Consider the following 20,969-nt stretch of genomic DNA (forward strand, 5'->3'; position numbering starts at 1 on the left):
ATCCCAGCCAAACATCCACGGCTCGGCGGCGCTGGCGCACGTCGCTATTGACTAGCTCTATTCAAGAAGTCAGGATGTGAATATCCATAGCAACAGTCGCTGAACAGTCCGGACACCGGACCCGTCCGCACAGGAGGCAGCCCATGTCAGGACCCCGCCCCGTCCGAGCGCCGCGCGGTACGGAACTGAGCGCCCTGGGATGGCAGCAGGAAGCCGCCCTGCGGATGCTGCAGAACAACCTCGACCCCGAGGTCGCCGAGCACCCCGACAAGCTCGTCGTCTACGGCGGCACCGGCAAGGCCGCCCGGGACTGGCGCTCCTTCGACGCCATGGTCCGCACGCTGCGGACCCTGAAGCAGGACGAGACGATGCTCGTCCAGTCCGGCCGCCCCGTCGGCGTCATGCAGACCCACGAGTGGGCCCCGCGCGTCCTTATCGCCAACTCCAACCTGGTCGGCGACTGGGCGAACTGGGAGGAGTTCCGGCGCCTGGAGGCCCTCGGTCTCACCATGTACGGCCAGATGACGGCCGGCTCCTGGATCTACATCGGCACCCAGGGCATCCTCCAGGGCACCTACGAGACCTTCGCCGCCGTCGCCGCGAAGAAGTTCAACGGCACGCTCGCGGGCACCATCACCCTGACCGCCGGCCTCGGCGGCATGGGCGGCGCCCAGCCGCTGGCCGTGACGATGAACGACGGCGTCGCGATCTGCATCGACGTCGACCCCCGTGCCATCGAGCGCCGCATCGAGCACCGCTACCTGGACGTGCGGGCCGACTCGCTGGAGCACGCCCTCCAGCTCGCCGTCGAGGCCCGTGACCAGCGCAAGCCGCTCTCCATCGGCCTGCTCGGCAACGCGGCGGAGCTGCTGCCCCGCATGCTCGCCGAGGGCGCCCCCGTCGACATCGTGACCGACCAGACCTCGGCCCACGACCCGCTCGCCTACCTCCCCGTCGGCGTCGACTTCGACGACATGGCCGACGCGGCCGCCAAGGACCCGGCCGGCTTCACCACCCGGGCCCGCGAGTCGATGGCCAAGCACGTGGAGGCGATGGTCGGCTTCATGGACGCCGGCGCCGAGGTCTTCGACTACGGCAACTCGATCCGCGGCGAGGCCCAGCTCGCCGGGTACGACCGGGCGTTCGCCTTCCCCGGCTTCGTCCCCGCCTACATCCGCCCCCTCTTCTGCGAGGGCAAGGGCCCCTTCCGCTGGGCGGCCCTGTCCGGCGAGGCCTCGGACATCCACAAGACGGACAAGGCGATCCTCGACCTCTTCCCGGAGAACGAGTCGCTGCACCGCTGGATCAAGATGGCCGGCGAGCGCGTCCACTTCCAGGGCCTGCCCGCCCGCATCTGCTGGCTCGGCTACGGCGAGCGCGACAAGGCCGGCGAGCGGTTCAACGACATGGTCGCGAGCGGCGAGCTCCAGGCACCGCTGGCCATCGGCCGCGACCACCTCGACTGCGGTTCCGTCGCCTCCCCCTACCGTGAGACGGAGGCCATGCTCGACGGCTCCGACGCGATCGCCGACTGGCCGCTGCTGAACGCCATGGTGAACGTCGCCTCCGGCGCCTCCTGGGTCTCCCTCCACCACGGCGGCGGCGTCGGCATGGGCCGGTCCATCCACGCGGGCCAGGTCTCCGTCGCCGACGGCACGAAGCTGGCCGGCGAGAAGATCCGCCGGGTCCTGACGAACGACCCCGGCATGGGCGTCATCCGGCACGTCGACGCCGGTTACGACATCGCCGAGTCGGTCGCCGACGAGCGCGGCGTGCGCGTGCCGATGCGCGAGGGCGGCGAGGCGTGAGCTTCCGGAGCATGTGGGCGGAGCTGCTGCCGGTCGGCCGCAGCTCCGCCTCCGGCGGATACCGCCGGTTCGCCTGGACCGGTGCCGACGCCGACTGCCGGGCCTGGTTCAAGGACCAGGCCGAGGCCCGCGGCCTCACCTACGAGCTCGACCGGAACGGCAACCAGTGGGCCTGGCTCGGCGACCCCACCGGGCAGGACGCCGTGGTCACCGGATCGCACCTGGACTCGGTCCCCGACGGAGGCGCCTTCGACGGGCCCCTCGGTGTCGTGTCCTCCTTCGCCGCGCTCGACGAACTCCGTGCGCGGGGAGTCCGGTTCACCAAGCCCGTGGCCGTCGTCAACTTCGGCGACGAGGAGGGCGCCCGGTTCGGGCTCGCCTGCGTCGGCTCCCGGCTCGCGGCCGGACAGCTGACCGTCGAACAGGCCCACCGGCTCACCGACGCGGACGGCGTGACCCTGCCGCAGGCCATGGAACGGGCCGGGTACGACCCCGCCACGATCGGGCCCGACCCCGAGCGGCTCGCCCGGATCGGCGCCTTCGTCGAGCTGCACGTCGAACAGGGCCGCGCCCTCGACCTCAGCGGCGACCGGGTCGGCATCGCCAGCGCCATCTGGCCGCACGGGCGGTGGCGGTTCGACTTCCGCGGCGAGGCCAATCACGCGGGCACGACCCGGCTCGTGGACCGCCGCGACCCGATGCTGTCCTACGCCGAGACCGTGCTCGCCGCCCGGCGCGAGGCGGAACTCGCCGGTGCCGTCGCCACGTTCGGGAAGATCTCCGTCGAGCCGAACGGCGTGAACGCGATCCCCTCCCTCGTCCGCGGCTGGCTCGACTCCCGGGCCGCCGACCAGCCGACCCTCGACACCGTCGTCACCGGCGTCGAGAAGGCGGCCCGCGAGTACGCCGAGGCGCACGGCATCGAACTCGACGTCGTCCGCGAGTCGTTCACCCCCGTCGTGGAGTTCGAGCACGCGCTGCGCGACGAACTCGCGCGCATCCTGGGCAAGGAGGCGGACCTCACCGTCCCCGTTCTGGGTACGGGTGCCGGACACGACGCCGGAATCCTCTCCGGCACCGTCCCGACCGCCATGCTGTTCGTACGCAACCCCACGGGCGTCTCGCACTCCCCGGCCGAGCACGCCGCCGAGGACGACTGCGTGGCCGGGGTGACCGCACTCGCCGACGTACTCGAAGGGCTGGCCTGCAGGTGACGCAGACGTACTGGCTGGAACACGCCTGGCTCGACACCCACGTCGAGCCGGGCGTCGCCCTGGACGTACGGGACGGCCGCATCACCGCGGTCCGCACCGGAGCCGAGACCCCGCCGCCGGGCGCCGAGATCCTGCGCGGACTCACCCTCCCGGGACTCGCCAACGCCCACTCGCACGCCTTCCACCGGGCCCTGCGCGGCACCGTCCAGGTCGGCTCCGGGACCTTCTGGACCTGGCGCGAGGTCATGTACTCCTTCGCCGACCGGCTGACCCCGGACACCTACCGCGCGCTCGCCCGCGCGGTGTACGCGGAGATGGCGCTCGCGGGCGTCACCGCGGTCGGCGAGTTCCACTACGTGCACCACGCCCCCGGCGGCACCCCGTACGCCGACCCGAACGCGATGGGCGAAGCGCTGATCGAGGCCGCGCGGGAGGCCGGGATCCGCATCACCCTCCTCGACACGGCCTACCTCTCCTCCGGTTTCGGACAGCCGCCCAACGCGCACCAGCGGCGCTTCTCGGACGGCACGGCCGACGCCTGGGCGCAGCGCGCCGCGCTGCTCAAGGACCGGGAGCACGCACGGATCGGTGCCGCCGTCCACTCGGTACGGGCGGTGCCCGCGGACCAGCTGTCGACCGTGGCGCGCTGGGCCGAGGAACGGCGGGCCCCGCTGCACGTCCACCTGTCCGAGCAGACGGCGGAGAACGAGGCCTGCCTGCAGGCGCACGGCTGCACACCCACCCGGCTCCTCGCCGACCACGGAGTCCTCGGCCCGCGTACGACCGGCGTCCACAACACGCACCTCACGGACGAGGACATCGCCCTGATCGGCGGTTCGGGCACCGGCACCTGCATGTGCCCGACCACCGAACGCGACCTGGCGGACGGCATCGGGCCGGCCGTCGCCCTCCAGCGGGCCGGCTCGCCGCTGTCCCTGGGCTCCGACAGCCACGCCGTCATCGACCTGCTCGAAGAGGCCCGCGCGATGGAGCTGAACGAGCGCCTGCGCACCCGCACCCGCGGTCACTGGACGGCGGCCTCCCTGCTGCGCGCCGCCTCCGCGGACGGCCACGCGGCCCTCGGCTGGGACGACGCCGGCCTCCTCGAAGCGGGCGCGCCCGCCGACTTCACCACGATCGCCCTCGACACGGTCAGAACAGCGGGACCCCTGCCGCGCCTCGGCGCCGAGACGGCTGTGTTCGCCGCGACGGGTGCCGACGTACGCCATACGGTCGTGGCCGGCCGGCACGTCGTACGGGACGGGGCGCACACGCTCGTGCCGGACGTGCCCACCGCGCTCGCGGACGCCGTCGAAGCCCTGCGCGCCTGATGCCCACCCGCAGTCCCGCCACCCCTGAGGACGCCATGAGCAGCACCACCGTCATCACGAACATCGCAAGCCTGGTCACCAACGACCCCTCGCTCGGTGACGGGTCGCCCCTCGGCCTGATCCGGGACGCGGCCGTCGTCATCGACGGCGACCGCATCGCCTGGACCGGTGCGTCGGACAAGGCACCCGCCGCCGACCACCGGGTCGACGCCGGGGGCCGGGCCGTGATCCCCGGCTTCGTCGACTCCCACTCGCATCTCGTCTTCGCGGGCGACCGCACCGAGGAGTTCAACGCCCGCATGTCGGGCCGCGGTTACACGGCGGGCGGCATCCGCACCACCGTCGCCGCGACCCGCGCCGCGGACGACGCGGCCCTGGAGCGCAACCTCACGCACTACCTGGCCGAGGCCCTGCGCCAGGGCACGACCACGTTCGAGACGAAGTCGGGCTACGGCCTGACCGTGGAGGACGAGGCGCGGGCCCTGCGCATCGCGGCGGCGCACACCGACGAGGTCACCTATCTCGGCGCGCACATCGTCCCGCCGGATTACGCGGACGATCCGGCCGGGTACGTGGCCCTGGTCACCGGCGAGATGCTCGACGCCTGTGCCCCGCACGCCCGTTGGGTCGACGTGTTCTGCGAGAAGGGCGCCTTCGACGGCGACCAGGCGCGCGCGATCCTCACGGCGGGCAAGGCGAAGGGCCTGCACCCGCGTGTGCACGCCAACCAGCTCTCCTACGGCCCCGGCGTCCAGCTCGCCGTGGAACTGGACGCGGCGAGCGCGGACCACTGCACGCATCTGACGGACGCCGACGTGGACGCCCTGGCCAACAGCCGGACCGTGGCCACGCTGCTGCCCGGCGCCGAGTTCTCCACCCGCGCGGAATGGCCCGACGCCCGCCGCATCCTGGACGCGGGCGTCACCGTCGCCCTGTCCACGGACTGCAACCCGGGCTCGTCCTTCACGTCGTCCGTGCCGTTCTGCATCGCCCTGGCCGTGCGCGACATGCGGATGACCCCGGACGAGGCGCTCTGGTCGGCGACGGCGGGCGGGGCGGCGGCCCTGCGCCGTGACGACGTCGGCCGTCTCACCCCGGGGGCCTTCGCGGACCTGGCCCTGCTCGACGCCCCGAGCCATGTGCACCTGGCCTACCGGCCGGGCGTCCCGCTGGTGTCGCGCGTGTGGCGGCGCGGGGTCCCGGTCACGTAGCCGTCGCCCCGGCGCGCCAGCGCTGGTCGTCGCCTCCCCCGGCGGTGAAGAGCGCGACGCCGTAGCCGTCCGGGGTGACCGCGTGGTCCGGTGCGATGGCGGGCCGGATCACGCCGTCGCCGTCCACGGTGAAGCGCAGGTTCTGGCCGTGGGAGCCGTAGACCGAGTCGCACTCCCAGATGCCCACGCCCCGGTCGGTGTCGCCGCGGCTGTCGAGGCAGTAGTCCGGATCGGCGTACGACTGGAGGACGTCGCGGTCGGTGTCGACGCGCCACATCTGGGTGGGCGACGAGGTGCAGCGGGCCGTGATCACGTCCGTGCCGCGGTCCAGGTCGCCGTCGCGGATGTCCAGGCACCGGCCCGAGTCGACGTTCACCACCTGGGCGAAGGTGCCGTCCGGCGGACGGGAGGCGCTGCGTGTCGGCGACGGCTTCGGCGTCTTCGCGGGCGTCCTCGACGGCTTCGCGGTCGGCGAGGGGGTCGGCGGCCGGCCGGGGCGCCGGGCGGTGGCGGAGGGTGACGGCGACGCGGACGTGGACACGGTCGCGGTGACCGTCACGGGGGGCGGCGCCTCGGGGGTGCGGACCGTTCCGGCCGTGGGCGCGGGGTCCGAGCCGCCTGACGTCAGCAGGAAAAGCAGCAGCGGGGCCACCGCGACACCGAGCGCGGCGGAGACCAGCACGAAGCGTCGCGAGGGCAGTCCGGCCCAGCCGCCCCGCGCGGCGGGCGTGGTCCGGGGCTCGCCGTCGCGGCGTCCCACGAGAGCCGCACCGCCCCACGGCAGCAGCCCCTCCGCCAGGGCCTCGCGCGGGGTGTCCCGCAGCGCGCCCAGCTCCTCGTACGCGGCGGCGCAGTGCCCGCAGTGCGCCATGTGGGCGTGCAGGTCGGCGCTGTAGCGGGGGCTCTCGGGGTGCGCGGCCTCCTCGATCAGCCGCCGGAAGTCCTGGCAGCGCGGGTTGCCGGAGCGGGCGAGGCGGGTCTTCAGACACGCCTGGCGCAGGGCCTGGAAGGCCGGGCCGCGCCCGTAGGTCACGTCCTGCGGGGTGATGCCGAGGAGCGTCGCGGTCCGCTCGTCGGGTTCCTCGTCGACGACGCCGTACCAGACGAGGCCCTGGACGCGGGTCGGCAGCGACTCGAAGGCGTCGAGCATCGGCGGGACGGGGCCGTCGGGACCGGCGTGCAGGAGCCGCCCGAGCAGGTCGGGGTCGAGGCGGCTCGCCCGTTCCCCGGTGGCCCAGGAGGCGGCCACCTGTCCCACGAGGAGCAGGAGTTGATGGCGCCATGGTCCGCGCGGGTCGCTGCCGAGCGCGGTGTCGCGGGCGGCGAGCGCGAAGGCCTGCGCGGTCAGTTGGCGGGCGGCGGCCTCGCCCGCCGTGCACATGCGGGCGTAGGCGTGGACCGCGGGCCGGTGGCGCAGGCGCAGTTCGCGCAGCGCCGGATACGCGGTCGGGGTGTCGGCGCGCAGCAGTTCGGTGAGCTGCGCGTCGGAGACGGTGGCGAACATGCCCTCGCCCCCGGCCTCGTCCCCGGGGTCCTCAGCGTCGGTCCGGCCGGCCCCAGCCATTCCCGTGCCTCCTCGCATCCCCTCGGCCCGCCCGCCGGAGCCCTGACCTACCGGCGGGTATGGGGGGCCCATAGTGGTGGAGGCGATCCGGCTGGAAAAGGGGTTTCCGGGGGTAACTCGGCTTGATGCCAAGCCGTGACCGCGGCGGTCGCCGGCGGGGCGGTGGGCATGTCGGCCTCGCGGCGGGCGGGCCCGGAACCGGCTGTGTCCGGTACCCGGGCGATCGGGTACCGGACACAGCCGGCCGGACGGACACCGCTCGGCCGGGCGCCGACCGGTGGGGAAGCGGTCGGCCCGGCGACGGCGGGGAGGTCATTCCTCGACGGTCAGCCCCTTGCGCAGCCGCACCAGCGTGCGGGACAGCAGCCGGGAGACGTGCATCTGGGAGATGCCGAGTTCGTCGCCGATCTCGGACTGGGTCATGTTGGCGACGAAGCGCAGCGAGAGGATCTTCCGGTCGCGCGGCGGGAGTTCGGCGATCAGGGGCTTCAGGGACTCGACGTACTCGATGCCTTCGAGTCCGTGGTCCTCGTAGCCGATGCGGTCCGCGAGCGCGCCCTCGGAGTCGTCCTCCTCGGGCTGCGCGTCCAGCGAACTGGCCGTGTACGCGTTCGAGGCGGCCATGCCCTCGACGACCTCGTCGTTGCTGATGCCGAGGCGCCCGGCGAGTTCACCCACGGTCGGGGCGCGGTCCAGCTGCTGGGCGAGTTCGTCGCCCGCCTTGGCGAGGTCCAGGCGGAGTTCCTGGAGCCTGCGCGGCACTCGCACGGACCACGACGTGTCCCGGAAGAAGCGCTTGATCTCGCCGATGATCGTCGGCATGGCGAAGGTGGGGAACTCGACGCCGCGGCTCAGCTCGAAGCGGTCGATCGCCTTGATGAGGCCGATGGTGCCGACCTGGATGATGTCCTCCATCGGCTCGCTGCGCGAGCGGAAGCGGGAGGCGGCGAATTTCACCAGCGCGAGGTTCAGTTCGACGAGCGTGTTGCGTACGTAGGCGTGCTCGTGGGTGCCCTCTTCGAGGGACTCGAGTCGTTGGAAGAGCGTCTTGGACAGAGCCCGTGCGTCCACCGGCCCCACCTCGTCGTACGGGGGGATCTCAGGAAGTCCGGCGAGGGCGTCGAAACCGTCGAACTCGTGGGTTTCGGCGGCCGAATCGGGGCCACCGGTCCTTTCGAGGCGCTCCGGAAGGTCCAGAGAAGGTGTCGACGTCGCCGTCTGGGTCTGCGATGCGTCGAGCCGGGGTGACATGATGTCCTCCATCGTTCTCGGCATATGGCCGCCGAAGCCAATACGTGCACTGCGGTGTGCGGCGCCTCCAAAGCCGGCCGTGTCGAATACGTGTCTCTACTAGCCCTACCCGCTTTCACAAGGTCACCGCAAGTATGATTCGCGGCGAAATGTCCATTTTCGGGGGGTTGTTCGGGTGTCGGAGGTCGTAGGGAAGGCGTAGTGTTCGAGTGCAGATTTCAGCAGTCACGACACCCGGGAGAGAGACGGCATGGACCGCGGGACGGTCGGCAGCGCACAGTCGGGCCGGCTTCTTGTCGAGGTGCGGGAAGAGGGCTCAAGCGCCGTCGTGACTCCCGCGGGTGAGTTGGATCACCACACGGCCGAATTGTTGCGTGAGCCACTCGAGAAGTGCCTCGAAAAGGGGTACTCACGGTTGGTCGTCGACTGCTCACGCCTTGAGTTCTGTGATTCGACCGGACTCAATGTGCTGCTCGGTGCCCGGCTGAAGGCCGAGGCCGCGGGCGGTGGGGTTCATCTGGCGGCGATGCAGCCCGTGGTCGCCCGGGTCTTCGAGATCACCGGGGCCGAGGCCGTCTTCACCGTCCACGAGACGCTCGAAGCCGCCCTCGGCGGCTGATCACCCTGTTCCGCAGGCCCTCCCGCCTCGAGGTTGTGCCCCAGTTGCCCCTGAGTGACCGATGCGTTACCCGCGTCACACGTTCCGTGCCGAATAAGTGGGTGTTCGGACGGTTCGGTCGGGCAGGAGACATCCTGAACGTGTCGGCAGCACATGTGCCGGCGGCGGGAGCGGAGCGGCGGTGCACACGCCGTCGGTCCGCACGTTTGATCCACAAGTTCGATCCGCACGTACTGAGACCTGAAACGTACCGAGTCTTGAATTGTGAACCGGTGAATCGGTGAGGTGAAGCGCTGATGAGCACCACCCGGCCTTACCCGCCGGGCGACCGCGGCCCGGAGTCGGGCGACGGCGGCGCTTCCGGGGCGTCCGTGGGCGGCTTGGCGCCCGGAGACGGCGCGCCCCCGGTCGTCGCGGCCGTCCCCTCCACCGACCGCCAGGCCCGCAGGCTGAACTTCGACGGCGCGAGCGGCGTGGTGCCGCTCGCCCGCGACTTCGCCCGCCAGGCGCTGTACGCGTGGGGCTGGCTGCCCGCCTCGGGCGCCGACCAGCGGGCCGCCGCCGAGGACGTCCTGCTGGTCGTCTCCGAACTCGTCACCAACGCCTGCCTGCACGCCGAGGGCCCGGACGAACTCAGGATCAGCTGCGACAACAAGGTGCTGCGCATCGAGGTGTCCGACCGGGGCAACGGGCAGCCCGCGCCGCGCACCCCGCACCGCGCCGGCCGTCCCGGCGGCCACGGCATGTTCATCGTGCAGCGGCTGTGCCTCGACTGGGGGGTCGTGCGGACCCCGGGTGTCGCGGGCAAGACCGTGTGGGCGGAGCTCGGGGCCCCCGCGTAGCCCTCGCGGAGCCGCCGCACTCTCTCGTGCGGCGCGCGCCCGGCGTGCGCACACCCGCCGCGCCACGCCCCGCCCGGCACGCGCCGACCCGCCGCCCACGGCGCGCCGCACCCCCGCGGACCCGCCGTCCCGTGTCCGTCCCGCCCCGGCAACTGGGGTTACCGGCGGTTCGAACCCTTCTTCGTACGTCGCCGCATGCGCGCCGGATCTCCTCAGATCCGGCGCGCACTTTGTCTTCCCTCCGCAAGACCCCGGGCGTACTTTGAGCGCCCGATCTGATGTGCCGTCAGGAAATCTCGGCGACGGAGGGACTTCGAGGTGTCGTACCGGACGTACCAGAAACGAACCGCCGCGCTCGCGTCCGCCGCGGCCCTGGCCGGCTCGGCGGTGCTGATGGCCGCCCCCGCAGCCCAGGCCGCCGTGGTGAACGTCAACTACCAGTGCAAGACGCCGATCGGCGACAAGAGCGCCGTCTCGCCCATCGACATCAAGAGCGTCAAGAGCGGCAGCGGCTACAAGCTCACGATGTCCTGGCAGAAGGGCGTCTCCTCCAGTCCCGTGGAGCTGGGCAAGGGCGCGATGAGCCCGAGCGCCGTCGTCAAGGTGGGCGGCGCGGACAGCGGAACGGTGGCGGTGAGCGGGCCCGCCAACGCGGCGGCGATCCCCGCCAACACCCCCATAAAGATCAGCGACTTGAGCGGCACGTACACGCCGAAGAAGTCCGGCAAGGTCACCTTCACCGCCGGCGTGCTCACCATCAAGGCCCTCGGCACGACCACCACGTGCACCCCCTCGAACGACCCCAAGCCCTCCCTGACCCTCGACGTCACGGCCGCGGGCGGCGGCTCGGGCTCGTCGGGTTCGAGCCAGAGCCAGGCCGGTTCGGACTCCGGCGGCGAGCTCCCGCAGACCGGCCCCGAGGACTCGGCGATCGCCCTCGGCACCCTCGGCGGCACGGTGCTGCTCGCGGGCGCGGCCGGCGTCCTGTGGCTCACGCGCAGGCATCAGGCGGTACGCCGCTGACGCCTCGCACGCCCGAAGCCCCAGGGAGCCGCCGATGCCGTACGCACTCTTCGCCGCCCGTGCGCTGGGCCTGACCCTGGCGCTGTCGGTCGCGGCACCCGCGACCGCGGCCCTCGGGGCCGACGGCTGGTCCGTGGTGCCGTCCACGAGCACGGCGGACCCGGCCGGCGCCCGCCCCTACGTCTACGCGGAGGGAGCCGCCGGCGCGGTGCTCCAGGACTCCGTGTCCGTGCTGAACCCGGGCCCGGAGCCGCTCACCGTCCGGCTGCGCGGCGCGGACGCCGACAACGCCGCGGACGGCGCCTTCACCGTGCGGAGCAGGTCGTCGGACACGGGTGCGTGGATCGGCTTCGCGCGGGAGACCGAAACCGGCGACCGCCCCGCCGCGGGCCGACGGGTCGGCGTGCGCACGGTCGCGGTGCGGGTCCCGGCCCGCACCCGCGCCGACGTGCCGTTCACCGTGAGCGTCCCGGCGGGGGCCACGCCCGGCGATCACCCCGGCGCGATCGTCGCGAGCGCCGGCGGACGGTCCTCGGCGGTCCGCGTCCACCTGCGCGTCGGCGGACCGACGCTGTCGGCGCTCACCGTCGAGCACGTCACCGTGCGCCACGACCGGATCTCGTACGAGCTGGTCAACCGCGGCACCACCGTCCTCGCCCCGAGACTGGCGGTCCACGCCGAAGGCGTCCTCGGCGAGCTCCTCGACCGTGCTCCGCGCGCCCTGCCCCTCGAACTGCTGCCGGGCCGCCGCGTCAGGCTCAGCGAGCCGTGGCACGATCCGCCGGCCCTGGACGCGGTCGACGTCCGGCTGACCGTGACGGCCGCGGGCGGCGCACGCGACACCTCGACCACGTCGGTGAGGTTCGTACCGTGGGGCCCGGTGGCCGGGGTGGCGGGCGCCCTCGCGGCGGTGGGCGCCCTCGTCGTCGTACGGCGCCGCGCCCGTCGCGGAACGGGCCGCGGCGGGGCGAGTGATGAGCCGTGTGCGGAAGTCGAACTGACGGGAGCGGTGTCGTGAGCGTCAAGGTGCGGATGGCGGCGCTGGGCGCGGCGCTCGCGCTCGTCCTGGTCCCGGCGGTGGGAACGGACGCGGTGGCCGCCGACGGGAAGCCGGGCGTGCGGCTGTCCGCCTCGCAGGCGGGGACCGGCGGTTCGATCACCGTGACCGGCAGCGGGTGGCGCCCCAAGGCATTGCTGATGATGCTGATCTGCGGTCAGTCCGTGCCGTCCCGAGGGGTGATCGGCGGCACCAACTCCTGCGCCAACGCCGACGGGCGGGCCGTCACCACCGACGCGAAGGGCGATTTCAGCAAGCGGCTGCCGGTCGCCGAGCCGCCGAAACCGTGCCCGTGCGTGGTGCACGTCGCCACCGTCACCGGCGAGAAGGCGGAGGCGGACGCGATCTTCATGGTGGCCGGGCACTCGGTCGAGCCGTTGCCGAAGGAGGAGAGCGGCGGGCGCCTGTCGGTGCTCACGGACACCCGGCTCGACGGGTCCGACGGCCTGCTCACCTGGTTCGGCTCACCGCCCTCGCGCACCCTCGTCTTCACCGTCGGCAACGTCGGCACCGCCCCCGTGAAGAACCCCCTCTTCCAGGTCGGCACCTCCCACGGCGTGTTCGCGCCGCAGTGGGAGGAGCAGCAGTGGCGCGGCACGATCGCGCCCGGCCGGAAGGCACAGATCAAGCTCCCGGTCGAACTGTCGGCCGGGGCGCACGGCGACTACAGCGTCTCGCTCAAGTACGGCGGCAAGGTGCTCGCCGAGCAGCCGTGGGGCGTGGGCCGCCCCTGGGGCGTGACCGTCTTCTGGATCCTGCTCTGCCTCGTCGTCCCGGCCGCCGTGTTCCGTGCCGGGATGGCCGTGGTGGACCGGGTGCGGCCGCGCAGGTCGACCGGGCGGGCCCGCCGCCGGGTCTTGAGGCTTCCCGGCCTCGCCCTGCGCCTGCCGCGGCCGGCGTTGTCCCCGGCCTCCGACGACACGGCCCCCGGGCGGCCGGCGGCACCGAAGACCCGCAAGGCACCGAAGCGGCGCACGGCGCCGCCGGCGTCCTCGAACTCCACGAACCCGACCCTGCCGTGGTTCACCCCGGACAACGGTCCGGGAACCGCGGCGAACGGTCAGCTCTCCGCACCGCAGGACAACAGCCCGACGACTCGGACGAGTCAGACGAGGAAGGGACATACGTGAGCGAGCAACGGAGAGTGGCACCGGGACCAGGGCGGAGAGTGAGCGCGGCCGGGGTCGCGCTGATGCTCGGTGGCGCGGGCATCCTGCTGGGTGCGGCCGCGGCCCCGGCACAGGCCGCCGAGGTGTCGTACAAGACCGAGTGCATCCCGCCCTCGATCTCCGGGCTGCCCCCGGTCGAGGGCACCACGAAGGTCGAGATCACCGCGCCCGCCGAGGCGAAGGTCGGCGACGAGGTCACCATCACCTGGAAGTTCGTCCAGGCGGCCTCCAAGAACCCCGACGTCCTCGACCTCGACAAGGACACGGTCAAGCCGACCGGCACGCTGAAGGCGGCCGGCGCGCAGACCGCCGACATCGCGATGGAGGGGCCGCGGTCCAACCCGGCGATCCCCAAGAACAGCGACATGAAGCTGTCCGACATGACCGGCAAGCTGAAACTCACCGCGGCCGGAGACGTCACGCTGACCCCGGACGCGTACAACATCAACGTCAGCAAGCCGTTGTCCACCGACACGAAGTGCACGCCGAAGGAGACGGTGAAACCGGCGGCGACCATCAAGGTGACGGGAAGCGGGGGAGACACGGGCGGCACGACGGGCGGTCTGCCCACGGTGACGCCGACCCTCCCGACCGGGCTGCCCACACTGCCCACCGGCTCGGCGACCCCGTCCCCGAGCGCCAGTGAGAGCGACGGCAGCGACACCGGCGGATCCACCACCGGCGGTGACAGCGGCGGCCAGTCGGACTTCACGGGCAAGGAGGTCTCCGTCCCCTACGCGTGCAAGACGCCCATCGGGGACAAGAACGCCACCTCTCCCGTGCAGATCAACGCCAAGAAGGACGGCGGGAGTTTCGACCTCACCGTGCAGTTCAAGAAGTCCGTGATGGACAGCCCCGCCGACATCCCCGCCGACTCGGTCAAGCCGTCGATAGAGGTGGTCCTGGGCGGGTCGGACAAGGGCACCGTGCACGTCGAGGGGCCGACCAACGCCAAGGCGATCAAGTCGGGCGACCCGATCGAGATCCCCGACCTCACCGGCACCTACAAGCCGGGGGCGAGCGGCAGCTCCACCCTGTCCCCGGGCGTGCTGACGGTGAAGGCCCTCGGTACGACGACGACCTGCACCCCGACGAAGTCCGAGGTCTCGCTGACGCTGGACACCACGGAGCAGGCGAGCGGGGCCTCGGGCGGCGGGTCCGCAGCCTCGGGCTCCGGCGGCACGGCGTCCGGCGGGGGTCTCGCGGAGACCGGCTCCGACAGCCACGGGGCGCTCAAGGCCCTCGGCCTGGTCGCCGGGACGGTCGTCCTGCTGGGCGGAGCGGTCTTCACGTTCCTGCCGGGACGCAGGGCGGGCGGCTGACGGACCGTCGCCGCGGAGCAGCCGCCCCGCGGCAGGGCCACGACGCCGAAGGGCCGTCGCACCGGTCGGTGCGACGGCCCTTCGGCGCGTGGAGGCGGGAGTCCGTCAGTGGACGTTGCCCATGAGCTCCTTGACCCGCTTGCGGTACATCCAGACGGCGACACCGGCGGCCACGGCGAGCGCGGCCTGCAGGGCGACGATGCCCGTCTTGTTGAGGTCGACGCCGGCGATGGAGAGCAGACCGGTCGTGGCGTCACCGGCGGTGACGGCCAGGAACCAGACACCCATCATCTGGGAGGCGTACTTCGCGGGCGCCATCTTCGTGGTGACGGAGAGGCCGACCGGGGAGACGGTCAGCTCACCGACGGTCTGTACGAAGTAGATCGCGACCAGCCACATGGCGGCGGCCTTGTGACCGCCGTCGGCGATCGCCAGCGGCGCCAGGAAGAGGAAGAACGACGCACCGATCAGGATCAGACCGGAGGCGAACTTCACCGCCGTGCTCGGCTCCTTGCCGCGGCGGTTCAGCGCCAGCCACAGCCAGGCGAAGACCGGGGCCAGGGCCATGATCAGGACCGGGTTCACGGACTGGTACCAGGAGACCGGGAACTCCCAGCCGAAGACGGTGTTCTTGGCCGACGAGTCGGCGAAGATCGACAGGGTCGAGCCGCCCTGGTCGTAGATCATCCAGAAGACGGCCGCGGCGACGAAGAACCAGATGTAGGCGGACATCTTCGACTGCTCGACACGGTCGAGGCTCTTGTCGCGCTTGATGCGCGCGATGACCAGGACCGGGATGAGCAGACCGGCGACGGTGATCGGGACCAGCAGCCAGTTCAGCGTGTAGTGGCCGGAGAAACCGACGATCGCGTAGAAGACCACGGCGACACCGGCCCACAGCGCGGCCTTGCGCAGGGTCGCGGCCTTCTCCTCGGCGGACAGCGGTGTGGGGACCTCGCTGGAGCGCTCGCTGAGGTGACGGCCGCCGAGCAGGTACTGGACGAGGCCGAGGGCCATGCCGAGCGCGGCGAGGGCGAAGCCCAGGTGCCAGTTCACGTTCTCGCCGATGGTGCCGATGACCAGCGGAGCGGCGAACGCGCCGACGTTGATGCCGATGTAGAAGAGGGTGAAGCCACCGTCACGGCGCGGGTCGTCCGGGCCGTCGTAGAGGTGGCCGACCATCGTGGAGATGTTGGCCTTCAGCAGACCGGAACCGATCGCCACCAGGCCGAGGCCGGCGTAGAAGGTGCCGGACGTCGGCAGCGCCAGCGTCAGGTGACCGAGCATGATGATGCCGCCCGCGAGGGCGACGGTCTTGCGGGGGCCGAGGACACGGTCCGCGAACCAGCCGCCCGGGAGCGCGAGCAGGTACACGAGCGACAGGTACACCGAGTAGATCGCGGTCGCGGTGGCCGCGCTCAGGTGGAGGCCGCCCGGCGCGACCAGGTACAGCGGGAGAAGAGCCCTCATGCCGTAGTAGGAGAAACGCTCCCACATCTCGGTCATGAAGAGAGTGGCCAGTCCGCGGGGGTGGCCGAAGAAGGTCTTCTCGGAACCGGGTGTGCCCGGGCGGACCGAGTCCTTCGTCAGGCTGGACGCCATGGTCGTTCCTTGCTGGTCGGGACGCGCGGCATGAGCGTTGCGCGCCCGGTGGGGGGCGGCCGGCACCGGCGGAGCACGTCGTCCACCCCCACGCCCAGGGGGAGTCCGCTCCGGATGGCGAAGCGGCGGACGGCGACCACCGGGATCCACGCCCTTCACGCAACGGCGCGTTCGGGCCCGGCCACAGGTCATTCCTTTCGAGGCTGGCAAACACCAGCCCGCACACAAAAGAGACCTTCAGCGTGAATCTCTCGCCAAAGGTCCCCGTGTGGTGCTACAGGCGTTCTGGTCACCATACGACATGTCAATGCGGCATATGGAAGGACTTGAGAGATGGATCACAGGTGATCCTGGAACCATGGACACTCATTCGAAGGTGATCCTCAGGATCGCATCCCACAGCCACAGGTAAGAATCACCCTGGTGGAGGGTGTGAATGACGAAGGCCGATCACCACACGGCTGTCGTCCGCGGCGGACTACCATCACCCCATGACCCGTGTACTGCTCGCCGAGGACGACGCGTCCATCTCGGAGCCGCTGGCCCGCGCCCTGCGCCGGGAGGGTTACGAGGTCGAAGTGCGCGAGGACGGACCCACCGCGCTGGACGCCGGAATGCAGGGCGGCGTCGACCTGGTCGTGCTCGACCTCGGGCTGCCCGGCATGGACGGCCTGGAGGTGGCGCGCAGGCTGCGTGCCGAGGGCCACACCGTCCCGATCCTGATCCTGACCGCGCGTGCCGACGAGGTCGACACGGTCGTCGGTCTCGACGCGGGTGCCGACGACTACGTCACCAAGCCGTTCCGGCTCGCCGAACTCCTCGCCCGGGTACGGGCGCTGCTGCGGCGCGGTGCGGCCGAGCCCCAGCAGCCGCCCGCCACGCACGGCGTGCGCATCGACGTCGAGTCGCACCGCGCCTGGATGGGCGACGAGGAACTCCAGCTCACGGCAAAGGAGTTCGACCTCCTGCGGGTGCTGGTGCGGGACGCCGGACGGGTCGTCACCCGCGACCAGCTCATGCGCGAGGTCTGGGACACCACCTGGTGGTCCTCCACCAAGACGCTCGACATGCACATCTCCTGGCTGCGCAAGAAGCTCGGCGACGACGCGGCGAACCCCCGCTACATCGCGACGGTGCGAGGCGTCGGCTTCCGCTTCGAGAAGAGCTGACGGCCCCCCGGCCCGGCCCGGGGGCGTCGTGTCGCCCGGGCCGGCGCGGCGCCGGGGCACACTGGACCACGTACAGCCACCTGCCCGGAGGGCCCCGTGCGTCGCCGTCTCATCCAGTCCACGCTCGCCGTCGTACTCGTCGTGATCGCCGTCTTCGGCGTGTCCCTCGTGATCGTCGAGACCCGCACCATCAGCAACAGCGCCCAGGAGCGGGTGGACTCCGAGGCGCTGCGCCTGGCCAGCATCGTGGACAGCCGCATCCTCGGCGACGAGAAGATCACCGGGGAGACCTTCAAGGACCAGGTCACGGACGAGCGGTACGCCGTGATCGAGATCCCCGGCCGCGCCCCCATCGAGGTCGGCACCAAGCCGACCGGCGACATCATCCACTACACCGCCCGGGGCGAGGAGGGCGAGACGGTCACCGTCCAGGAGCCGCGCTCGTCCGTCACCAGGGAGGTCGGCCGGACGCTCCTGATCATCGGCGCGGTGGCGCTGCTGGCGATCGTCGCCGCGGTGCTGCTGGCCGTGCGGCAGGCCAACCGGCTCGCCTCGCCGCTCACCGACCTCGCCGAGACCGCGGAACGGCTCGGTTCGGGCGACCCGCGCCCCCGCCACAAGCGGTACGGCGTCCCCGAGCTGGACCGGGTCGCCGACGTACTGGACGGCAGCGCGGAGCGCATCGCACGGATGCTGACCGCCGAGCGCCGCCTCGCCGCCGACGCCTCCCACCAGCTCCGTACGCCGCTCACGGCGCTGTCCATGCGGCTGGAGGAGATCACCGTCACCGACGACCCCGACACGGTGAAGGACGAGGCGACCATCGCACTGGCGCAGGTCGAGCGCCTCACGGACGTCGTGGAGCGGCTGCTCACCAACGCCCGCGACCCGCGTACCGGCTCCGCCGTCTCCTTCGACCTGGACGAGGTCATCAAGCAGCAGCTGGAGGAATGGCGTCCGGCCTACCGCAGCGCCGGCCGCGCCATCGTCAGCTCGGGCAAGCGGCACCTGCGGGCGGTGGGCACCCCCGGGGCGGTCGCGCAGGTCCTGGCGGCGCTGATCGAGAACTCGCTCATGCACGGCGGCGGCACCGTCGCGCTGCGGACGCGCGTGACCGGCAACCAGGCCGTCATCGAGGTCACGGACGAGGGACCCGGCGTCCCCACCGACCTGGGCGCCCGCATCTTCGAGCGCACGATCAGCGGGCGCAACTCCACGGGCATCGGCCTCGCCGTCGCACGGGACCTCGCGGAGGCGGACGGCGGACGTCTGGAGATGCTCCAGGCGCAGCCCCCGGTCTTCGGCCTGTTCCTGTCTCGCACCCCGCTGAAGCGCCCCTCGCTGGACGAACCGGAGCAGACGGTCCGCTGACGTGCCGGTGAGGGCGGGGGTCAGATGTCGGCGCGCGCCCGCGTCCGCGCCGGCTGCGCGTCGAGGAGGGCCTCCGCGCTGGCCACGGTCTCCCGGGCGGGCAGCGCCCGGAACACCCACGTGCGGTACGACCAGAAGCGGAAGAGCGTCGCGACGCCGATGCCGAGGAACTTGAAGATGTTGCTCTGCAGCGGGCTGTCCCAGCCGAAGCCGTACGTCGCGGCGTAGAGCACACCGTTCTCGATGACCAGGCCGACGGCGCTGAACAGCAGGAAGAGCGTCAGCTCCTTGGTGCGCCCGCTCTTGTCGCGGTCACGGTAGGTGAAGTACCGGAACCCGATGTAGTTGAAGACGATGGAGACGACGGTGGCGATGACACTGGCCCGCACGACCTGGAGCCCGGTGAGGTGGCGTACGAGGTTGAACACGAGCAGATTGACGAGCAGCCCCGCGCCGCCGACCGCGCCGAACTTGGCAACCTCGCGCATCAGCAGGTCGAACCGGCGGTGAACCGCGCTGCGGGGCCCCGGACGAGACCCCGTAGAAGCACTGCCCATGGTGTCGCCAGCCCCCGTCGGTGGATACGTCGTCGGTTACGACGGTCGATTATGTCAACTCAGCCATGCTATCCAGCCCTCTTCCGCGATGCCTGTGCAAGGGCTCACAGGTAAGAAAAGTCGCGTCGGACACCGGGGGACGGTCGCGTACGGGCGCGGAAACCGGCCACGGTGGCGCGGCCGATACTCTTGCAGGGTGACGTTCCCGGTAGTCGGCATGGTCGGCGGCGGTCAGCTCGCTCGTATGACACACGAGGCGGGCATCCCGCTCGGCATCAAGTTCAAGCTCCTCAGTGACACCCCTCAGGACTCCGCGGCGCAGGTCGTCGGCGATGTCGTCGTAGGCGACTATCGCGACCTCGACACGCTGCGTGACTTCGCGCGGGGCTGTGACGTGATCACCTTCGATCACGAGCACGTACCCACCGAGCACCTGCGTGCTCTGGAGGCGGACGGCATCCCCGTCCGCCCGGGGCCCGACGCGCTCGTGCACGCCCAGGACAAGGGCGTGATGCGCGCGAGGCTCGACGCGATCGGAGTGCCCTGCCCGCGGCACCGCATCGTGAGCGATCCCGCCGACGTCGCCGCGTTCGCGGCGGAGGGCGACGGCTTCCCCGTCGTCCTCAAGACGGTCCGCGGCGGTTACGACGGCAAGGGCGTGTGGGTCGTGGACTCCGTGGCGGAGGCCGAGGACCCGTTCCGCGCGGGTGTCCCCGTGCTCGCCGAGGAGAAGGTCGACTACGTACGGGAGCTGGCGGCGAACGTCGTGCGGTCCCCGCACGGCCAGGCGGTCGCCTACCCGGTGGTCGAGTCCCAGCAGGTCGGCGGCGTGTGCGACACGGTGATCGCGCCCGCCCCGGACCTCGACGAGACCCTCGCGCTCAAGGCCGAGGAGATGGCCCTGAGCATCGCCAAGGAACTGGGTGTCGTCGGCCACCTCGCGGTCGAGCTGTTCCAGACCCGCGACGGCCGCATCCTGGTCAACGAACTGGCGATGCGCCCGCACAACTCCGGCCACTGGACCCAGGACGGCGCGATCACCTCGCAGTTCGCCAACCATGTCCGCGCGGTTCTCGACCTGCCGCTGGGCGATCCGCGCCCGCGCGCCCCGTGGACCGTGATGGTCAACGTCCTCGGCGGCGACTACCCGGACATGTACTCCGCGTATCTGCACTGCATGGCCCGCGACCCCCAGCTCAAGATCCACATGTACGGCAAGGACGTGAAGCCCGGACGTAAGGTCGGTCACGTCAACACCTACGGCGACGACCTGGACGACGTCCTTGAGCGCGCCCGGCACGCAGCCGGCTACCTGAGAGGCACGATCACCGAATGAGCCCCGTTGTAGGCATCGTCATGGGGTCGGACTCCGACTGGCCCGTCATGGAGGCCGCCGCGCAGGCCCTCGACGAGTTCGAGATCCCGTACGAGGTGGACGTCGTCTCGGCGCACCGCATGCCGCGCGAGATGATCACGTACGGGGAGCAGGCCGCGGAGCGCGGGCTCAAGGCGATCATCGCGGGTGCGGGCGGTGCCGCCCATCTGCCCGGGATGCTCGCGTCGGTCACCCCGCTCCCGGTGATCGGGGTGCCCGTGCCGCTGAAGTACCTGGACGGCATGGACTCGCTCCTGTCGATCGTGCAGATGCCGGCGGGCGTGCCGGTGGCGACGGTCTCGGTGGCGGGCGCGCGCAACGCGGGTCTGCTGGCGGCCCGCATGCTCGCCGCGCACGACGAGGAGCTCCTCGGCCGCATGCGGGAGTTCCAGCAGGAGCTGAACGACCAGGCGACGGAGAAGGGCAAGCGGCTGCGGACCAAGGTCGAGGGCGCGAACAGCGGCTTCGGCTTCGGGAAGTGACG

General features: G+C 71.8%; 18 protein-coding genes. 14 read left to right on the plus strand and 4 right to left on the minus strand.

What is annotated here, in order from left to right:
* Positions 1 to 143: 143 nt before the first annotated feature.
* Genes hutU through hutI form a run of 4 tightly spaced genes read left to right on the plus strand, consistent with a single transcriptional unit; the run spans position 144 to position 5,564 of the window.
* Entirely contained in the window at positions 144 to 1,808 is a 1,665-nt protein-coding gene (hutU, locus tag ACZ4IF_RS32420) for a urocanate hydratase (RefSeq protein ID WP_467569275.1), read from the plus strand.
* On the plus strand, positions 1,805 to 3,022 hold the full coding sequence (locus ACZ4IF_RS32425) for an allantoate amidohydrolase (protein WP_467569276.1): 1,218 nt from the start codon (positions 1,805 to 1,807) through the stop codon (positions 3,020 to 3,022). The genes hutU and ACZ4IF_RS32425 overlap by 4 nt, the downstream gene beginning before the upstream one ends.
* Positions 3,013 to 4,353, plus strand: coding sequence for a formimidoylglutamate deiminase (locus ACZ4IF_RS32430; protein WP_467569397.1), 1,341 nt, complete (start codon positions 3,013 to 3,015; stop codon positions 4,351 to 4,353). The genes ACZ4IF_RS32425 and ACZ4IF_RS32430 overlap by 10 nt, the downstream gene beginning before the upstream one ends.
* Positions 4,353 to 5,564, plus strand: coding sequence for an imidazolonepropionase (hutI, locus tag ACZ4IF_RS32435; protein WP_467569277.1), 1,212 nt, complete (start codon positions 4,353 to 4,355; stop codon positions 5,562 to 5,564). The genes ACZ4IF_RS32430 and hutI overlap by 1 nt, the downstream gene beginning before the upstream one ends.
* Here hutI and ACZ4IF_RS32440 read toward each other — a convergent pair.
* Both ACZ4IF_RS32440 and ACZ4IF_RS32445 read right to left on the minus strand, forming a co-directional pair.
* Complete coding sequence (locus tag ACZ4IF_RS32440; RefSeq protein ID WP_467569279.1) at positions 5,557 to 7,128, minus strand: ricin-type beta-trefoil lectin domain protein; 1,572 nt, start codon at positions 7,126 to 7,128, stop codon at positions 5,557 to 5,559. The two genes, hutI and ACZ4IF_RS32440, sit on opposite strands and share 8 nt — an antisense overlap.
* Positions 7,129 to 7,440: 312 nt before the next feature.
* A complete protein-coding gene (locus ACZ4IF_RS32445; RefSeq protein WP_037765928.1) occupies positions 7,441 to 8,379 on the minus strand; it encodes an RNA polymerase sigma factor SigF in 939 nt (312 codons plus the stop codon).
* Positions 8,380 to 8,629: 250 nt separating this feature from the next.
* On the opposite strand from ACZ4IF_RS32445, the gene ACZ4IF_RS32450 reads away from it, so the two are divergent.
* The 6 genes from ACZ4IF_RS32450 to ACZ4IF_RS32475 all read left to right on the plus strand — a co-directional run bounded on the left by ACZ4IF_RS32450 (position 8,630) and on the right by ACZ4IF_RS32475 (position 14,411).
* Entirely contained in the window at positions 8,630 to 8,998 is a 369-nt protein-coding gene (locus ACZ4IF_RS32450) for an STAS domain-containing protein (RefSeq protein ID WP_345658297.1), read from the plus strand.
* Between the two features lie 296 nt (positions 8,999 to 9,294).
* Positions 9,295 to 9,840, plus strand: a complete 546-nt coding sequence (locus tag ACZ4IF_RS32455) for an ATP-binding protein (protein ID WP_467569282.1) — start codon at positions 9,295 to 9,297, stop codon at positions 9,838 to 9,840.
* A gap of 318 nt (positions 9,841 to 10,158) precedes the next feature.
* Positions 10,159 to 10,863 carry an LPXTG cell wall anchor domain-containing protein gene (locus ACZ4IF_RS32460; protein ID WP_467569284.1) on the plus strand — a complete coding sequence of 235 codons (705 nt, stop codon included), beginning with the start codon at positions 10,159 to 10,161 and terminating at the stop codon, positions 10,861 to 10,863.
* A gap of 34 nt (positions 10,864 to 10,897) precedes the next feature.
* Entirely contained in the window at positions 10,898 to 11,881 is a 984-nt protein-coding gene (locus tag ACZ4IF_RS32465; RefSeq protein WP_467569286.1) for a hypothetical protein, read from the plus strand.
* Between the two features lie 14 nt (positions 11,882 to 11,895).
* Complete coding sequence (locus ACZ4IF_RS32470) at positions 11,896 to 13,050, plus strand: hypothetical protein (RefSeq protein ID WP_467569400.1); 1,155 nt, start codon at positions 11,896 to 11,898, stop codon at positions 13,048 to 13,050.
* A gap of 62 nt (positions 13,051 to 13,112) precedes the next feature.
* Positions 13,113 to 14,411 (plus strand): hypothetical protein, encoded by a 1,299-nt coding sequence (locus tag ACZ4IF_RS32475; protein ID WP_467569402.1) that lies wholly within the window; start codon positions 13,113 to 13,115, stop codon positions 14,409 to 14,411.
* Positions 14,412 to 14,516: 105 nt separating this feature from the next.
* On the opposite strand, the gene ACZ4IF_RS32480 is transcribed toward ACZ4IF_RS32475, so the two are convergent.
* The gene (locus ACZ4IF_RS32480; RefSeq protein WP_467569289.1) at positions 14,517 to 16,013 is read right to left on the minus strand and encodes an oligopeptide:H+ symporter; all 1,497 of its coding nucleotides are present in this window, start codon (positions 16,011 to 16,013) and stop codon (positions 14,517 to 14,519) included.
* 491 nt (positions 16,014 to 16,504) lie between these two features.
* Here ACZ4IF_RS32480 and ACZ4IF_RS32485 point away from each other — a divergent pair, with 491 nt between their 5' ends.
* Together ACZ4IF_RS32485 and ACZ4IF_RS32490 are read left to right on the plus strand one after the other, a co-directional pair.
* Complete coding sequence (locus tag ACZ4IF_RS32485) at positions 16,505 to 17,182, plus strand: response regulator transcription factor (protein WP_018566970.1); 678 nt, start codon at positions 16,505 to 16,507, stop codon at positions 17,180 to 17,182.
* 96 nt (positions 17,183 to 17,278) lie between these two features.
* The gene (locus tag ACZ4IF_RS32490) at positions 17,279 to 18,553 is read left to right on the plus strand and encodes an ATP-binding protein (RefSeq protein ID WP_359501304.1); all 1,275 of its coding nucleotides are present in this window, start codon (positions 17,279 to 17,281) and stop codon (positions 18,551 to 18,553) included.
* Between the two features lie 20 nt (positions 18,554 to 18,573).
* On the opposite strand, the gene ACZ4IF_RS32495 is transcribed toward ACZ4IF_RS32490, so the two are convergent.
* Positions 18,574 to 19,110, minus strand: coding sequence for a GtrA family protein (locus ACZ4IF_RS32495; protein WP_467569293.1), 537 nt, complete (start codon positions 19,108 to 19,110; stop codon positions 18,574 to 18,576).
* Between the two features lie 196 nt (positions 19,111 to 19,306).
* Between ACZ4IF_RS32495 and ACZ4IF_RS32500 the strand changes: the two genes are divergently transcribed.
* Both ACZ4IF_RS32500 and purE read left to right on the plus strand, forming a co-directional pair.
* A complete protein-coding gene (locus ACZ4IF_RS32500) occupies positions 19,307 to 20,446 on the plus strand; it encodes a 5-(carboxyamino)imidazole ribonucleotide synthase (protein ID WP_467569296.1) in 1,140 nt (379 codons plus the stop codon).
* Positions 20,443 to 20,967, plus strand: coding sequence for a 5-(carboxyamino)imidazole ribonucleotide mutase (gene purE / locus ACZ4IF_RS32505; protein WP_078629328.1), 525 nt, complete (start codon positions 20,443 to 20,445; stop codon positions 20,965 to 20,967). The genes ACZ4IF_RS32500 and purE overlap by 4 nt, the downstream gene beginning before the upstream one ends.
* Positions 20,968 to 20,969: the final 2 nt, after the last annotated feature.

The sequence above is a fragment of the Streptomyces sp. NPDC025784 genome (assembly GCF_055558435.1).

What these genes read in the sequence shown, in the direction of transcription:
- hutI (WP_467569277.1), top strand. Translation starts at nt 4,353, where the DNA reads ATGCCCACCCGCAGTCCCGCCACCCCTGAGGACGCCATGAGCAGCACC.
- ACZ4IF_RS32445 (WP_037765928.1), bottom strand. Translation starts at nt 8,379, where the DNA reads ATGTCACCCCGGCTCGACGCATCGCAGACCCAGACGGCGACGTCGACA.
- purE (WP_078629328.1), top strand. Translation starts at nt 20,443, where the DNA reads ATGAGCCCCGTTGTAGGCATCGTCATGGGGTCGGACTCCGACTGGCCC.
- ACZ4IF_RS32495 (WP_467569293.1), bottom strand. Translation starts at nt 19,110, where the DNA reads ATGGGCAGTGCTTCTACGGGGTCTCGTCCGGGGCCCCGCAGCGCGGTT.
- ACZ4IF_RS32480 (WP_467569289.1), bottom strand. Translation starts at nt 16,013, where the DNA reads ATGGCGTCCAGCCTGACGAAGGACTCGGTCCGCCCGGGCACACCCGGT.
- ACZ4IF_RS32465 (WP_467569286.1), top strand. Translation starts at nt 10,898, where the DNA reads ATGCCGTACGCACTCTTCGCCGCCCGTGCGCTGGGCCTGACCCTGGCG.
- ACZ4IF_RS32470 (WP_467569400.1), top strand. Translation starts at nt 11,896, where the DNA reads ATGGCGGCGCTGGGCGCGGCGCTCGCGCTCGTCCTGGTCCCGGCGGTG.
- ACZ4IF_RS32440 (WP_467569279.1), bottom strand. Translation starts at nt 7,128, where the DNA reads ATGGCTGGGGCCGGCCGGACCGACGCTGAGGACCCCGGGGACGAGGCC.
- ACZ4IF_RS32450 (WP_345658297.1), top strand. Translation starts at nt 8,630, where the DNA reads ATGGACCGCGGGACGGTCGGCAGCGCACAGTCGGGCCGGCTTCTTGTC.
- ACZ4IF_RS32485 (WP_018566970.1), top strand. Translation starts at nt 16,505, where the DNA reads ATGACCCGTGTACTGCTCGCCGAGGACGACGCGTCCATCTCGGAGCCG.
- ACZ4IF_RS32475 (WP_467569402.1), top strand. Translation starts at nt 13,113, where the DNA reads ATGCTCGGTGGCGCGGGCATCCTGCTGGGTGCGGCCGCGGCCCCGGCA.
- ACZ4IF_RS32455 (WP_467569282.1), top strand. Translation starts at nt 9,295, where the DNA reads ATGAGCACCACCCGGCCTTACCCGCCGGGCGACCGCGGCCCGGAGTCG.
- hutU (WP_467569275.1), top strand. Translation starts at nt 144, where the DNA reads ATGTCAGGACCCCGCCCCGTCCGAGCGCCGCGCGGTACGGAACTGAGC.